Source organism: Sorangium sp. So ce185, assembly GCF_051526825.1.
Classification (GTDB): domain Bacteria; phylum Myxococcota_A; class Polyangia; order Polyangiales; family Polyangiaceae; genus Sorangium; species Sorangium cellulosum_D.
In genome coordinates, this window is sequence record NZ_CP150316.1 from 3,801,606 (window position 1) to 3,815,923 (window position 14,318).

Consider the following 14,318-nt stretch of genomic DNA (forward strand, 5'->3'; position numbering starts at 1 on the left):
CCAAGCATGCCCGCGGGGGCTCACTCTCCGCCGGCCTCGAAGAGCTCGAGCGGCAGGCCGACGAGGGATTTGCCGATCCACTCGCGCGCGATGTTGTTGGACGGCCCCATGCCGATCGCGGCGCGCGCGTCGCGGAAGGCGCGCTCGAGCGGCCCGCGGCGGTAGCCGTAGCCGCCGCTCACGTCGAGCGCGAGGCGCGCCACCTTGTTGGCCACCTCGGCGGCGTGGACCTTGAACTCGGTGAGCGGCATGAGCAGCTCGCCCTGCGGCCTGCCCGCCGCCTGGAGCTCGTCGAGCTGCTCGGCGAGCGCCGCCTGCCAGGGGCGGAGGCTCTCGACGAGGACCTTCGCCTCCCCGAGCTGCTGGCGGAGGACCTGGTAGTCGGCGAGCCGGCGATCGAAGTCGCGGTGCACCGTGCCGAGCGCGTACTGGGTCACGGTCGCGAGCGCGCCGCGGGCGACGCCGTGCCACGCGGCGCCGAGCCCGATGAGGTACACCGGCGAGACGCCGTGATAGATGATGTCCTTGCCCTGGCCCTCCGCGCCGAGCCGATCGCGGCGCGGCACGGGCACGTTGCTATAGCGGATCGGCCCGCTGTGGTTGCCGTGCACCCCGAGGGCGTCCCAGCGGCCCGCCTCGATGCCCGGCCGCTTCCCGTCGACGATGAAGAAGGTGATGTCGGTCGGCCCCTTCGCGCCCGGCGTGCGCGTCTGGAGGACGTAATAGTCGGCCTTCCCCGCGCTGGTCGTGAACGACTTCTCGGCGGAGATCAGGTAATCGTCCCCGTCGCGCGCCGCCTCGCTGAAGTTGAACCACCAGTGGCCGCCCGACGCCTTCTCGCTCGTCGAGTAGGTGCCGACGAGCCCTCGCCGGGCGGGCTTGAGCCACCGCTCCTTCTGATCGTCGTTGCCGAAGAGCGCGATCGTCTGCGCCGCGCCGATGTGCATGACGTAGACGAGCGCGGTCGACGCGCAGGCGCGCCCGATCTCCTCGGCCGCGATGGCGAACGCCGTGTGGCCCAGCCCGAGGCCGCCGAGCTCCTCGGGCAGGAGGACCCCATTCCACCCCTCGCGCGCGAGCGCGTCGAGGTTCTCGCGCGGGAAGACCCCCTCGCGATCGATCCGCTCGGCGTTCGGCGCGATCACGGCGGCGACAATCGCCCCCACGCGCTCGCGGATCGCTGCATCATCTCGTCTCGCCATGTCTCTCTCCTCATGACGGCGCACGCGCGCCGATCGCTCTTGCCAGGGTCCGGTCAGGCGAGCTCCCGTCACGGCGCCGCCCCGCCGCGCGCGCGCCGCGCCTCGACGTCGCCATCCCGGGAGGGCTCGCTGCCCGGGTCGGTCGTGTCGCGCTCCCTTACGAGTAGAAGCTCGGCTCCGGGATCGCGCCGTTCAGCGCATAGGCGCCGAGCTCGCGCGACTTGTAATCGACCGGGTCGTGCAGCGTGTGCGTGCGCAGGTTCCGCCAGAACCGATCCATCCCGGCGCTGGCGGCCGTCGCGCTCGCCCCCATCACCTCGAACATGCCGTTCGTGATCTCGAGCCCTGCGCGCGACGTCGCCACCTTCGCCGCGGCGACGGCGATCGCGCACCCGCCGCGCTGCTCGGGGCTCAACCGATCTCCTTGCTCCCACGCCGCCTGGAACGCCGCCCCGGCGCGATCGGCGAGCAGGCGCGCGCCCTCGAGGGCGAGCCACAGGTCGCCGTACCGGAGGAGGACATACGGGTCCTCGGTCGCGGGCGTCCCCTTGGCGGCGATCCACGGCCGCCGCCGCGTGCCCGTGTACCGCCGCGCCTCCTCGAACGCCCCTTCGGCGAGGCCGAGGTACACGTTCACCAGCACGAGCTGGGCGAGGCACGGGCGCAGCGAGGCGAACGGCGAGCCGAGCGGCCCCGGCGTGGTGAGCAGCTCGTCCGCCCGCACCTCGACGTCGTCGAGCTCGACGGTGCCGCTGTCGGTCTGCCGCTGTCCCATGTTGTCCCAGTCGTCGAGCACCCGGATCCCGGGCCGACGGGTGGGGACGGCGGCGACGACGAGCTTGGATGTCGCGTCGTCGAGCGCCGACACGATGAGCATGTCCGAGTCGCTCGCCCCGGAGCAGAAGCTCTTCGCGCCGCGCACGGCGAGGCCGTCGCCGCGGCGCACGAGGCGCGCGCGCGTGTCGAGCGGGTTCAGCGCGTTTCCCCAGAACCAGCGCTCCGCGACGCTCGCGGCCTGGAGCCGGCTCGCCTGGTCCGCGCTCCCGAAGAGCCGCAGCGTCGCGAGCATCAGGTGATGAAAGCCGAACACATGGGCGACGGCGCTGTCGGCGCGGGCGATGCGCCGGACCGCCTCGAGCACGACGGTCCAGGGCGCTCCCCAGCCGCCCAGGGGCGCCGGCACCGAGAGCGACAAGAGCCCGCTCCGCCGCAGCCGATCGCGCTCCTCCTTGGGCGTCCCGCCCCGCTTGTCCCGCTCGACGGCCGTCACGGCGAAGGCGCGCGCGAGATCGTCGGCGACGTCGAGCGCGCTGCCCGGCGCCGGAGGCGACTGTCCATTGCTTGCGTGAGCCACTTCGCCCTGCATGCCTCGGCCTCGGTGGACATGCGATGTCGCGACGTCGCGCGCCATTGGCACATCACTGGCTAAAGTCGGAAATTGCCTTAGAACTAGGCATGAGCCGTGCCATCGAGCAGCCCGCGCGGACTCGGTCCTTGCGCCATGAAGGCTGTCCGGCGTTGCTGCTGGAGCAGCAGTCGCTGCGCGCGCGCTGCTGCTCCAGCAGCAACTGCTGCTCCAGCAGCAGCGGCAGCGTCGCGGTGCGCGCGGGCGCCCTCGGACGGCGGGCGGCGCTCGCGCGGAAGCCCGTCACCTCGCGTCTGCGGCGCGAAACGTGCCTCCGGGCCGCTGGCCCGGTGATCCACGGGCGAGGAGCCCACGATTTCATGAACATCTTCTGGTTTCTCCCGACGCACGGCGATGGCCGCTATCTCGGCACCGCCGAGGGGGCGCGCCCCGTCTCGCTCGCCTACCTTCGCCAGATCGCGCAGGCCGCCGACGACCTCGGCTATTACGGCGTGCTGCTCCCCACGGGGAGGTCTTGCGAGGATGCATGGGCGATCGCGTCTGCGATGATCCCGCTCACGCAGCGGCTGCGGTTCCTCGTCGCGCTGCGGCCGGGCATCGTCTCGCCCACGTGGGCTGCCCGCATGGCGTCCACGGTCGATCGGCTCTCCGACGGCCGCCTGATCCTCAACGTGGTGACCGGCGGCGATCCCGCGGAGGCCGAGGGCGACGGCGTCTTTCTCGGCCACGACGAGCGGTATGCCGTGACCGACGAGTTCCTCACCATCTGGCGCCGCGTCATGGCCGGCGAGACGGTCGACTTCGAGGGCAAGCACCTGCGCGTCAAGGGGGCGAAGCTCCTGTATCCGCCGATCCAGACGCCGCACCCGCCGCTCTACATCGGCGGATCGTCGCCCGCGGGGCACGCGCTGGCCGCGCGCCACCACGACGTCTACCTGACGTGGGGCGAGCCCCCGGCGGCCGTGGCCGAGAAGATCGCGGACGTGCGCCGCCGCGCGGCCGCGGAGGGGCGCGAGGTGCGCTTCGGGATCCGCCTGCACGTCATCGTGCGCGAGACGGCCGAGGCCGCGTGGGCCGCGGCGAACGACCTCATCCGGCACCTCGACGACCGCGCCATCGCCGCGGCGCAGCAGGCGTTCGCGCGCTTCGACTCCGAGGGCCAGCGGCGCATGGCGGCGCTGCACAACGGGCGGCGCGAGGCGCTCGAGATCAGCCCGAACCTCTGGGCCGGGGTCGGGCTCGTGCGCGGCGGCGCCGGCACCGCGCTCGTGGGCGACCCGGAGACGGTCGCGCTCCGCATGCGCGAGTACGCCGAGCTCGGGATCGACACGTTCATCCTGTCGGGCTATCCGCACCTCGAGGAGGCTTATCGCGTCGCCGAGCTGCTCTTCCCGCGGCTCTCCGTCGCGCGGAAGGGGCCTGACGCGCGCACCAACCTCACGGGGCCGTTCGGCGAGGTGATCGCCAACGACATCCTCCCCCAGCGGTCGCAGAGCTGAGCCGGCCAGAGCGCCGCGTCGCGGGCAGCGCTCAGATGTGCCCGGAGAGAGTCCCCATGAAGGCGGGAAGGCAAGAAGAGCATTGATCTTTCTTCCCGCCTTCCCGCCTTCATGTTCAATTCTGAGCACTGCCCGTCGCGCGCCGCCGGGCGGCTCCGGGCCGTGACCGCGCGCGGCGCGGGCGGCGCGGTCAGGGCTCGGGGGCCAGGAGCTCTCGCACCGCCGCGCGCGCCTCCCCGGCCCTCGACAGCGAAGCTGGGGACTCCGACGTGGGGGGCGCCGCGAGCTCGCCGGATTGCAAGAGGCGCGCGCGCACGAGGTCGCGGGTGACGCCGAGCAGGTTCGCCGTGTGCCCCAGGTTGCGCTCGCAGCGTCGGTACGCGGCGCGGATCACGATCTCCTCGACGCGCTCGTGCACGTTGGGAAAGTCGCCCTCGAACAGGGCGGTGATGGCGCCCTCGAGCGTGGCCATCCACGCGTCGACGCCGCTCGACGCGCCGGGGAGCGCGGGCGGAGGCGCCTTGGGGGGGAGGCTCGCGAGCCGCAGATCGCTCCCTGTCACGCGGCCAGCGCGGCAGACGAGGAGCGCCTGTTGAATGACGTGCTCCAGCTCGCGGATGTTGCCCGGCCACGGGTGCGCCAGCAGCCGATCCATCGCCGACGACGCGAGCACGCACGGCGCGGGGCCGAGGCGGCGCCCGTACATGGCGAGGAAATGCCGGGCGAGCGGGAGGATGTCGCCCGGCCGCTCGCGCAGGGCCGGCACCGCGATCGCCGCGCCGGAGAGCCGGGAGCGCAGGTCCTCACGGAACCTGTCGACGGCGACCATGTCCTCGAGCGGGACGCTGGCGGCGGCGATGACGCGCACGTCGGCGGGCGCCGGCTGCCGGGCGCCGAGCCGGACGACCTCGCGATCCTGCAGCAAGCGCAGCAGCCTGTCCTGCGCGCCGACCGGGAGATACCCGATCTCGTCGAGGTAGAGCGTGCCGCCCTCGGCCGCCTCGACCAGGCTGCGCCTCGGGGCGGGGCCTCTCGCGCCGCTGCCATGCTCGACGCGCTCGACGCGCTCGACTCCGAAGATCGCGCTCTCCGCGAGCGCGGGCGACAGCGCCGCGCAGCTCACGGCGACGAACGGCCGGCTGCGGCGCGCGCCGAGCTCGTGCACGTAGCGCGCGAGGATCTCCTTTCCCGTCCCGGTCTCGCCGGCGAGGAGCACGGCCGCGTCGCCCGCGGCCGCCTGCTTCACGCGCTGGAGCAGCTGGTGCGATCGGCGGTCCTCGAAGGCGAGCGCCGTGGCGCGCTCGGTCGGGGCCGTGGTCGATTCCGGGGTGGGGAGGGTGAGCAAGCGCATGGTCTACCTCGAAGCACCGGGAGTTGTTGGCTGGTGTCTTGCGCTTCCGTGGGATCGAGCGATCGAACCGGAGGGCGCCGTGCGGGCGCCCTCCTCCCCGGCCGGACCTCAGGCGGCCACGTCGCGCGCCGGGAGCGGGAGGCCTTCGCGGAGCACGCTGTCGATGAAGGGCCTCACGACCTCTTCCAGCTTGCTTCCGAGCTCGTCATCGATCTCGAGCGCGCCGTCCTCGCCGAGCCGGAGCGCCTTGTCGAGGAGGAAGAGCCCGGCGAGCACGTGCCGAGCGCCGAGCGACTGGAGGACCGGGCGGAGCCCGTAATCGATGGCGAGCACGTGCGCGAGCGTCCCCCCCGTGGCGAGCGGCAGCACGGCCTTCCCCGCGAGCCCGAACTGCGGCAGGAGGTCGAGGAACGCCTTGAGCGCGCCCGTGTACGAGGCCTTGTAGATGGGCGTCGCGATGACGACCCCGGCCGCCTCCGCGACGATCCGCACCGCGTCCGCGACCGCGGGCGAATCGACGCGGCCGAAGAGGACGTCCTCGGCGGGGAGATCGCGGACGTTGACGGTGGTGACGCGAAACCCCTCGCGCCCGAGCCGCGCCGCGATCCGGGCGGCCAGCGCGGCCGTCTTCGAACGGGCAGAAACACTTCCAGTGATGATGGCAATGCCTGACATGAACGCGTCATAACAAAGCCCACGGCTCTTGTCTACTATAACGGATGATTCATCCGCCTTGGCGGACTGTGCCCGACGGATCGCTGCTGCGGCCCTCCTGCGCGTGAGCCTGCGGAGACGATGGGTGTCATGGCGTTCCCTGGTGCCTACATGCACCTGCACGGCGCCCCGCGGCCTGGCCGTGCGCGGGCGCGCGTGGGCCACAAAAGAAAAAAGGAAGAGGACGCCGGTCGGGGGGGAGAGCACCGGCGCCTCTTCCTGAGCGGGCGCTCGCCTTCGCGAGCGCCCGCCCCCGCTAATTCTCGAACCGGACGTTATCCAGGTAGTACGGCCCCGAGTTGGTGGTCACGTTGAAGTTGAACTGCAGCTTCACGTCGGTGGGCCGCGGCGTTGCGCTCAGCGCGTTCTTTGTCGCCGTCGCCAGCGAGGCGAACTGGAGCCTCTGGAACGACCCCCGCGTGATCGGCGTGAGCGGCACGTTCCCGGCCCACTCGTTGTTGATGCCGGCCGACGGGATCGAGATCAGCACCTCGACGTTCCCGACCCAGCTCGGGTTCGGCTGCGCGGGAGACACGAAGAGGTCGACCGTGATCTTGTTGCCGATCGTGAGCCCCGCGGTGCTGAAATTCGGGCTGACGACCGCGTGGAACGTGCCCGGCGTCAGGATCTGGAGGGAGGAGATGCCCTCCACCGCGCGGCCCGTGTGGAGCGACAGCTGGGCCTGCGTCGACGTCCACGCGCCCGGCTTCTCGAACCCGAGGATCGGGTTGTTGAGGAGGAAGTCCGCCATCACGTTCTCCCGGAACGGGATGAACACCTCGGTGAGCGCCTCCGAGATGGCGAAGCGCTGCCCGCCCTCGATGGGGTCGCTCTCGAGCTGCTCGGTCGTCTGGACGAACGGGGCCGTCTTGGCCAGCGTATCCGTCGTGCCGAGATCGAGATCGACGGTGGGCGAGCCGGTGGCGTCGCCGATGGGCTCATGGCACCCGCTGCACGACAGCGAGAACGCGCGCCCGACGATCTGGTCCGGCGTGAGCGTGCTGCCCATGGCGGTGAGCTTGTTCTGGATGCTGGTCCTGAGCGCCGAGGTCCCGCTGCCGAACGTGGCGAAGTAGTTGTTCTGGAGCCCGATCATCTGGCTCTCCCCGGCGTTCATGGTCGTCGGGTAGCCCGGCTCGAACGCGAAGCGGTTGATGTCGTCGGCCGCGGCGAGCCGCTCCACCAGGCTCGGGAACGACGTGTTCCGGAAGGTGACGGCGCGCGCGTCGGTCGACGCGGGATCGAAGAGCGGCGCGGCCGGGGTGTCCTTCACGAAGGACGGGGTCGCGACCAGCGTGGCGCTCGTCCCGGAGCCGGTGTGCAGGAGCCTGAACTCCCGCAGGTTCCACGTCGTGAAGGGCACGGGCGGATCCCCGACGACCTCGGGGGCGAAGAGGAACTCGTTGGTCCGGATCTGGCCGCCGAACGGCCCTGTGTTCTGACCGTAATGATCGATGTGGATGACGGGCTCGAACCCGGGCAGCCCCTCGAAGTAGAAGTCGTGCAGCGCGTCCCGCCGGTCCGCGAGGGTCTCCGCCGGGTCGGACAGGCCGTACCAGAAGTCGACGACCGGGCGGCAGCCCTCCCGGCCCAGGCTCGGCGTCGGGTTGGGCAGCCGGGCCTCGAAGATGATGAAGTTGCGCAGCTGGAACGCCCCCGGGGTCATGCCCGAGCGCCTCGCGAAGACCACGCGGTACTCACCGCAGTTGGCGCCGTCCGGCGGGGCGAGGTCGAAGCGGTTCGACAGGGTCGTGGCGACGTACGCGTTGTCGGCGGTCTCGTCGGCGAAGGGATCCCGGTCGGCCTCGAAGCCCACGGCGCGGGGGCAGTCGATCGGCCAGCCGTTGATCGACCCGTCCGAGCCGGGGATCACCACGTCATCGCAGTTCGGGCCGAGCCCGAGCCCGTCCGCGGCCTTCCGGTTCGTGTCCATGAGCTGCTGGAACAGCTGGAGGGGCGTCAGGCTGACGCCCGCCTGATCGATGAGCTGCTGGAGCACGTCCTTCAGCGTGAACGCGCTGAGGATATCGGCGTTCGTGACGACGAGCGACTTGCGCCCCTCGATCGGGAACGCCAGGGAGAGCTCCTGTGCGGCGGACGCGGCGTCGCCCTCCGCGAGATCGGCCGGATCGCCGTTCGTCGGCGAGAGATCCGCGCAGGAGACCGGCAGCATCGCGAGCGAGATCAGCGCGGCGCGCCGCGCCCGTCGGAGCGCTCCGGCGGGGGCAGAGCCAACATGAGAGCGCACCGGATTGCTCGAACTCGACGGCTTAGAGAACATGAAACCTCCTGAGAACGACGACGACAAACGACGGAGCCCGCGCTCTGGCGCGCGCGCTCCCGGGTGACGGCTGGACGTGCGGACAGAGCCCGACGATCGCGGGCGAGCGCGCGCCTCGACCTGCGAAGACACGAGTCGAGCGCGCGCCCGAGCGGGGCACGACGCGCATGGATGGCGTCGAGCCTACGGCTCTGCGATGAGGCGAAGTGACGCCCTCATCTCCCGGAGCGGCTGCCCGTGAACGCGGGCTGAACAATAGTGGTATTTACGTCTCGAGCAAGCCTTATCCGATGTCGTGTCCGTGACATGCCAGGCGCCGCGCGTGCGGCGCCGATCGGCCGTCGATGAACACCCGGAGATCATCGTCGCTGGCGTGGACGAGGGATTCGCCGTTCATGTGCTCGAACGTCGGATGGAGCTCGTGCGTGAAGCGTAGTTGCGCGCGCCCCTCGCTGCCCGGGCCGCGGTCGTCGATAGGGGAGAGCTCCCTGTCGAGGAAGATGCCTGTCCCGCGAACGCGCATGTTCATGGGGCGGTGTACGGATCTCGCCGCCACGGCCGTCGTCGGCGGGGCTCAGCTTCCCGGCCGATGACGGCGACGTCGGTCGGGCACGCGGCGGGCGGGAGCGCGGAGGCCGCCGGGAGGACGACGGTCGCCGCCGGGGGGCCAGCCCGGGCGCCGGGCGCGGCGCACCGGCCCGACCTCGTCGACGATCGCCACATGCCCGGTGAATGCTGCCGAGCCCGCTGGCCCTTCACGAAATCGTGAGGGGCGCGTCGCTCTTCAGCCCGCCGCGGCGCCGCGGCCTCGCGGCCCTCGGGCCGTCAGGGCGTCACGGCGTCGCGCTGACGATCCGGCGCACCGGCTCGGCGAAGGAGCTCGACGGGTAGCGCGCCACGAACGCCGCCGCCCGCGCCCGCGCCTCGTCGGCGCGCCCGAGGCGCATCAGCGCGCGGATCGCGATGAACTCCCGCTCCTCCGCGAGCCGTCCCTTGGGGAAATCGGCCTCGTGCCGGGCCAGCGCGGCGAGGGCGGCCGCCGGGTCCTGCGCGAGCGCGGCCCGCGACTTGTCGACGAGGTTCGACTCCCGGACCAGGTCGTCGTTGTCCACCGCGGCGATCGCGTCGGGCGTCGGCGCGGCCGGCCGGGCGTTCCGCGGCGCCTCCCGGCGGGCGACGGGCGCGGGCGCCGGCTCCGCCGCCGGCGCGGGCGCCGGCTCGGGCGCGGGCGGCGGGGCGGCGGCGGGCAGGCCGCCCCGCGCGCTCGAGAACAGCTGCTCCAGCGGCAGGTCCGTCAGCGGCGCGACCGGCGCGGCGGCGCTCCGGCCGTCGTCGAGGGCGGCGTAGAGCCCGGCCCCGCCGGCGCCGAGGCCCACCGCGAGGAAGATCCCCTTGATCCACATCGGCACCGTCGCCCCGGCGCCCGCGCTCGTCGCGAGCGGCGCCACCCGGGCCGCGGTGCGCGCGAGCTCGGCGGAGGTCATCGGGCGCGGGCGCGAGGCGGCGAGGAGGAGCTCGCGCGCTCCCAGCGGGGCGCCGCCACCTTCCTGCTTCCATCGCTTCGGATCGCTCATTGGACCCCCCTGCGCGCGCGCTCGGACTCGCTCTTCTTCAACAGCGTGGCGAACTCTTTCCGTGCTGCGTGGAGGCGCGAGTATACGGTGCCGACGGGGACGCCGACCAGGCTCGCGATCTCGTTGCAGGGCATCTCTTCGATCTCGAACATGACGAACACGGCTCTTCGGTCGAGATCCATGGCCTCGAGGATGCCGTCGAGCCGCAATCTCGCTTGATGTTGGGAGGTGATCTCTTCGGGGCCGCGCGCGGAGTCCGGCACGTCGTCCACCACCTCGCCGAGGCGCTCCCGCCGCGTGTGCGCGCGGCGGCGGTGCGACGCGGCGACCCGGCGGCAGATGGCGAAGAGCCAGGTCGTGATGGGGCAGGCCCAGTCGAAGGACGGGAGCCGCCGCTGGACGACGATGAAGACGTCCTGGAAGGCATCTTCCAGGTCCGGATGCTGGATGCCGAACCGCTGGAGGGTGGCCCAGACGAATCCGCCGTGCTCGGCGTGTAGGGCGACGAGGCTCCGCGGCGACTGCTTGGCGTCGCCCAGGACCTCTGCTCGTAAAGCTTGCTCCACGGTCTGGTGGATGCTGCCAGCCGGGGGATCCTTCATCAAAAGGTGACCCCGACCCCCGCGAACGCCGCGCCGCCGACGGCCGGCTGCTCGAAGCCCGCCGGCTGCCCGTCCTGCAGCTGGAAGCTGTACCGTGTCATCGGAACGAAGAGATCGATCCCGGTCTCGAGCCGGAGCGGCCCGACGATGCGGACGCCGAGCCGGGTGCCGGCCCCGAGGCTGAGCCAGGCCCGCGAGCCGACGTCGGTCGGCAGGATCGTCGGGGTGATCTGCTCGTCCCCGTAGACGACGGCGTGGATGGCGCCCGCCACCACGCGGCCGCAGAGCCCGAGGGCGAGCGATCGGCTCCGGACCGCCTCCAGGCACCCGCCGAGCCAGCCGGCGGTGAGGCCGAAGGCGAACGTCCGCTGGGTCGCGTGCTGCTCCGGGAGCCAGAGCGCCCCGGTCTCGAGGGTCCACCGCGACAGGACCGCCCACTCGCCCGAGAGGGCGACGCCGGCCCCGGGCGAGGGGACGAGGCCCACCGAGGCGAACCCGCGCCAGGCGACCGAGATCCCGACGGGCGGCGGATCTTCGGCCGGCGGCGGCGCGGCCCGGGTCTCGGCCGGCCAGGGGAACGGCGGCTCCGGCGACCGCGTGGCCGCCGGCGGGCTCGGCGGCCGCACGGCGGCCGGCGGAGGAGGAGGAGGCGGCGCCGGCGCGGCGGCCGGCGGCGGGGGGGCCTCGGCCGGGGGGGAGAGGGCGGCCTCGGGATCGGTGGTGAGCATGATGTGCACCGCCGCCGCGGCCACGATCCCGTCGCAGCTCTGGCCGTGGTCGGCGAACTCGCGGACGGTCGGCGGGGCGCCGTCGCACAGCTGGGTCCGGATCGTGGCCGACCAGGCGCCGGGCTGCCCCTGCACCATGGCCTCGATCGAGGCGACCTTGCCCGTGGTGACGAGATCGCGCCCGAGCCGCCGCGAGATCTCGGCGCGGAACTGGGCCGCGCTAGGGCACTGCGCCTCCGCGCCCGCGAGGCGCACCCACGACACGTCGGCGGCGCCGCGGTCGCACTCCTCGGCCCACGCCCCGGCCGGGGCGAGCGCGACGCAGGCGCCGAGGACTGACATCAGCGTACGTACGGCCGGTTCGCTCACCGCCGCCCCCTTCGCGCCGGCGGACCGGGCTCGCGGCGGGGGAGGGGGCGACTTCGTATGGTGCGGCGCGTCATGACGGAGAGAATGTTAGCTCAGTCGCCAAATTGTGGGGGGCCTGTGTACACGCGGGTAGATCACAAGTCACACGGGATTTACGGGCGCCGATGCTGGTTCGCTTCCATCGCGTGTACACGAGGAGACCCAGGTGGGGAAGGCTCGCGGGCCGCGCGCCGAGGCTGGCGAGGCGGCGGATGCCCCGGCGTTCCGCGCGGCTCAGCGCGCTTCGCGCCGCGGGCGGGGAGCACGATTCGCGCTCATCGCGTGAGGCGATCTCGCCGCCGGGGCGTTCCTCCGGTGGTTCGATGTCCGGTAGGATGAGCACCGACGATGCCGACGCCCGGACCGCGACGATGCGGACGCCCGGAGCGCGCGCGCACCCCCCATGCCCTCCCGCCCGACCACCATCGGCGTCCTCACGCCCTTCCTCGACGGCTTCTACTTCAGCGCCATCCTCAGGGGCGTCCACCAGGCGGCGCAGCAGCGCGGCCACCGCGTCGTGGTGATCTGCGGCACCCCCGACTTCATCCAGGCTCCCTCGCTCGCCCGGGACCAGGTGGATGGGTGGATCGTCGTGCTCGCCACCGACGGCATCGAGCGGCTCGCAGCGGCGCGCGTCCCGCTCGTCACGATCAGCACCTGCGCCCCCGAGGCGGGCTGCCCGACCGTGATGCCGGACAACCGCAAAGGCATGCGCGCCGCGGTGCGCCACCTCGTCGAGCACGGGCACCGGCGCATCGCCTACGTCGGCTTCATGGACCAGGACGACATCCGCGAGCGCTTCGAGAGCTACAAGGAGACGCTCGCCGAGAGCGGGATCCCCTTCGATCCCGGGCTCGTCTTCGAGGCCGAGAATAACTGGCAATCCGGCGGCGCCAAGGCCGCAGAGGCCGTCCTCGCGCGCCGGGGCGAATTCACCGCCGCGGTCGTCGCCACGGACAAGAACGCGCTCGGCATGATGTCCGTCCTCCAGGCCGCGGGGTGCCGCATCCCCGACGATCTCGCGATCGTCGGCTTCGACGACATCACCGAGGCCCAGTGGTCCACCCCGCCCCTGACCACCGTGCGCCAGCGGTTCGACGGCCTCGGGAAGATCGCGTGCGATCTCGTGCTGGCGCAGCTCGCCGGCGAGGCCGTCCCGCCCGGGCCCGTGCTCGCGCCGACCTCGCTCGTTCCGCGGCGGACCTGCGGGTGCAACCTGCTCCAGGGCTTCCTCCACCGGCGGGGCGGCGCGCCCGACGAGGTCGCCGGCGGCGTCCTCGCCCGGCAGATGGTGGAGCTGCTCATCGGCCATCCGCTCCCGTCCGATACGCCCCCCGCCGCCGTGTGGCCCGGCGTCGCCACGGTGATCGAGGGGTACCTCGCGGCGATCGAGGGCACGAGCCCCCCTCCGTCGGACGCGCTCGACGAGGCCTGCCAGCAGGCCGTCCGCCTCACGCCCGACGTGGAGAGCCTGATGGGGATCGCCCGCCTCCTCGGCCGGCACCGCCGCCCGCGCGGGGGGTGGACCGCCGAAGCTGCGGAGTCGGCCGAGGCGCGCGTCGAGGAGCTCCTGGAGCGACTGCGCCTCTCGCTCACCCTGGCCCGGATCGATGCCGAGCGGCAGTTCGTCGAGGAGCTCGGCGTGGTCGTGCGGTCCGATCACGAGGTGAGCCTCGCGCTGCTCGGCGGCACCCAGGAAGAGTCCCGCTCGCTCTCCTGGCTCGACTCGACAACCGCCGTCTGGGGGTGCCTCGGGCTCTGGGAAGACCCGATGACCCGCGAGCGCCTCGTCGTCACCGGCGCGTACAGCCGCGATGGCACCCCGACTCCCGCCCTCGGCGGCGTCCACGCGCGAGAGGCCTTCCCGCCCGCCGAGCTGCTGCCGCCCTCGACCGCCGGCGGCCCGTTCATGGTGACCCTCCAGCCGATTCGCACGCTCCACCGCGACTGGGGGGTCCTCGCGATCGTCGGCCCGGGCTCGATCGAGAGCGCCGGCGACGAGGGCACCGTCGCGATCTGGGGCGCGCTCCTCAGCGCGGCCCTCGAGCGCGACGCGCTGATGCAGTCGCTCTCGGAGCAGCACGCGAGCCTGGAGGAGGCCTATCTGCGCGAGCGCGCGCTCTCGGCGGCCGTGCGCGAGCTCGGCTGCCCGCTCATCCCGCTCCTGCGCGGCGTGCTGCTCGTCCCGCTCATCGGCGAGCTCGACACCGGCCGCGCCCGGGAGGTGCTCGAGCGCGTGGTCGAGGGCGTGAACCTGCACCGGGCGCGCTGCGTGCTGCTCGACGTCACCGGCGTCCTGCGCCTCGACGCCCCGGCCGCCCACGCGCTGGAGCAGATCCACCGCGCGGCTGCCCTGCTCGGCGCCCGTGTCATCCTGGTCGGCGTGCGCCCGGAGATCGCGATGAGCCTGGTCGCCCTCGATATCGATCTCGGCGATCTGTCCACGCATCAGTCGCTGTCGTCCGCGCTCGAGGATCTCGCGCCGGAGGGGGTCCGCGCGCTCCGCACGAGACGTAACGACGAGGCGCCGCCGCGCGGCGCGCCGCCGGAGCCGCGCCGTCGCCGAGGATCGGAGTGACACTCCACAGGCCGC

At 72.8% G+C, this 14,318-nt stretch carries 11 protein-coding genes; 2 read left to right on the forward strand and 9 right to left on the reverse strand.

The genetic code is table 11. The annotated features are described in order from the left end of the window. Positions 1–20 precede the first annotated feature (20 nt). Positions 21–1,202 carry an acyl-CoA dehydrogenase family protein gene (locus WMF26_RS14200; protein ID WP_438000777.1) on the reverse strand — a complete coding sequence of 394 codons (1,182 nt, stop codon included), beginning with the start codon at positions 1,200–1,202 and terminating at the stop codon, positions 21–23. Between the two features lie 157 nt (positions 1,203–1,359). After that, positions 1,360–2,568 carry an acyl-CoA dehydrogenase family protein gene (locus WMF26_RS14205; RefSeq protein WP_437946735.1) on the reverse strand — a complete coding sequence of 403 codons (1,209 nt, stop codon included), beginning with the start codon at positions 2,566–2,568 and terminating at the stop codon, positions 1,360–1,362. Positions 2,569–2,927: 359 nt separating this feature from the next. Here WMF26_RS14205 and ssuD point away from each other — a divergent pair, with 359 nt between their 5' ends. Beyond that, positions 2,928–4,067, forward strand: coding sequence for an FMNH2-dependent alkanesulfonate monooxygenase (gene ssuD, locus WMF26_RS14210; RefSeq protein ID WP_438002408.1), 1,140 nt, complete (start codon positions 2,928–2,930; stop codon positions 4,065–4,067). Positions 4,068–4,257: 190 nt separating this feature from the next. Here the strand turns inward: ssuD and WMF26_RS14215 are convergent, their stop codons facing one another. The 7 genes from WMF26_RS14215 to WMF26_RS14245 form a co-directional block, all read right to left on the reverse strand. Next, entirely contained in the window at positions 4,258–5,418 is a 1,161-nt protein-coding gene (locus tag WMF26_RS14215) for a sigma 54-interacting transcriptional regulator (protein WP_438000778.1), read from the reverse strand. A gap of 108 nt (positions 5,419–5,526) precedes the next feature. Then, positions 5,527–6,093: an NADPH-dependent FMN reductase gene (ssuE, locus tag WMF26_RS14220; RefSeq protein ID WP_437337582.1), complete on the reverse strand. Its 567-nt coding sequence runs from the start codon at positions 6,091–6,093 to the stop codon at positions 5,527–5,529. A 295-nt stretch (positions 6,094–6,388) separates the two neighbouring features. Then, positions 6,389–8,380, reverse strand: coding sequence for a hypothetical protein (locus WMF26_RS14225; protein ID WP_438000779.1), 1,992 nt, complete (start codon positions 8,378–8,380; stop codon positions 6,389–6,391). 316 nt (positions 8,381–8,696) lie between these two features. After that, complete coding sequence (locus tag WMF26_RS14230) at positions 8,697–8,942, reverse strand: hypothetical protein (protein ID WP_438000780.1); 246 nt, start codon at positions 8,940–8,942, stop codon at positions 8,697–8,699. Between the two features lie 304 nt (positions 8,943–9,246). Then, the gene (locus tag WMF26_RS14235) at positions 9,247–9,987 is read right to left on the reverse strand and encodes a hypothetical protein (RefSeq protein WP_438000781.1); all 741 of its coding nucleotides are present in this window, start codon (positions 9,985–9,987) and stop codon (positions 9,247–9,249) included. Next, the gene (locus WMF26_RS14240; protein ID WP_061621260.1) at positions 9,984–10,589 is read right to left on the reverse strand and encodes an RNA polymerase sigma factor; all 606 of its coding nucleotides are present in this window, start codon (positions 10,587–10,589) and stop codon (positions 9,984–9,986) included. The genes WMF26_RS14235 and WMF26_RS14240 overlap by 4 nt, the downstream gene beginning before the upstream one ends. Beyond that, entirely contained in the window at positions 10,589–11,659 is a 1,071-nt protein-coding gene (locus tag WMF26_RS14245; protein ID WP_438000782.1) for a hypothetical protein, read from the reverse strand. The genes WMF26_RS14240 and WMF26_RS14245 overlap by 1 nt, the downstream gene beginning before the upstream one ends. A gap of 469 nt (positions 11,660–12,128) precedes the next feature. Here WMF26_RS14245 and WMF26_RS14250 point away from each other — a divergent pair, with 469 nt between their 5' ends. Beyond that, the gene (locus WMF26_RS14250; RefSeq protein WP_438000783.1) at positions 12,129–14,303 is read left to right on the forward strand and encodes a substrate-binding domain-containing protein; all 2,175 of its coding nucleotides are present in this window, start codon (positions 12,129–12,131) and stop codon (positions 14,301–14,303) included. Positions 14,304–14,318 lie beyond the last annotated feature (15 nt).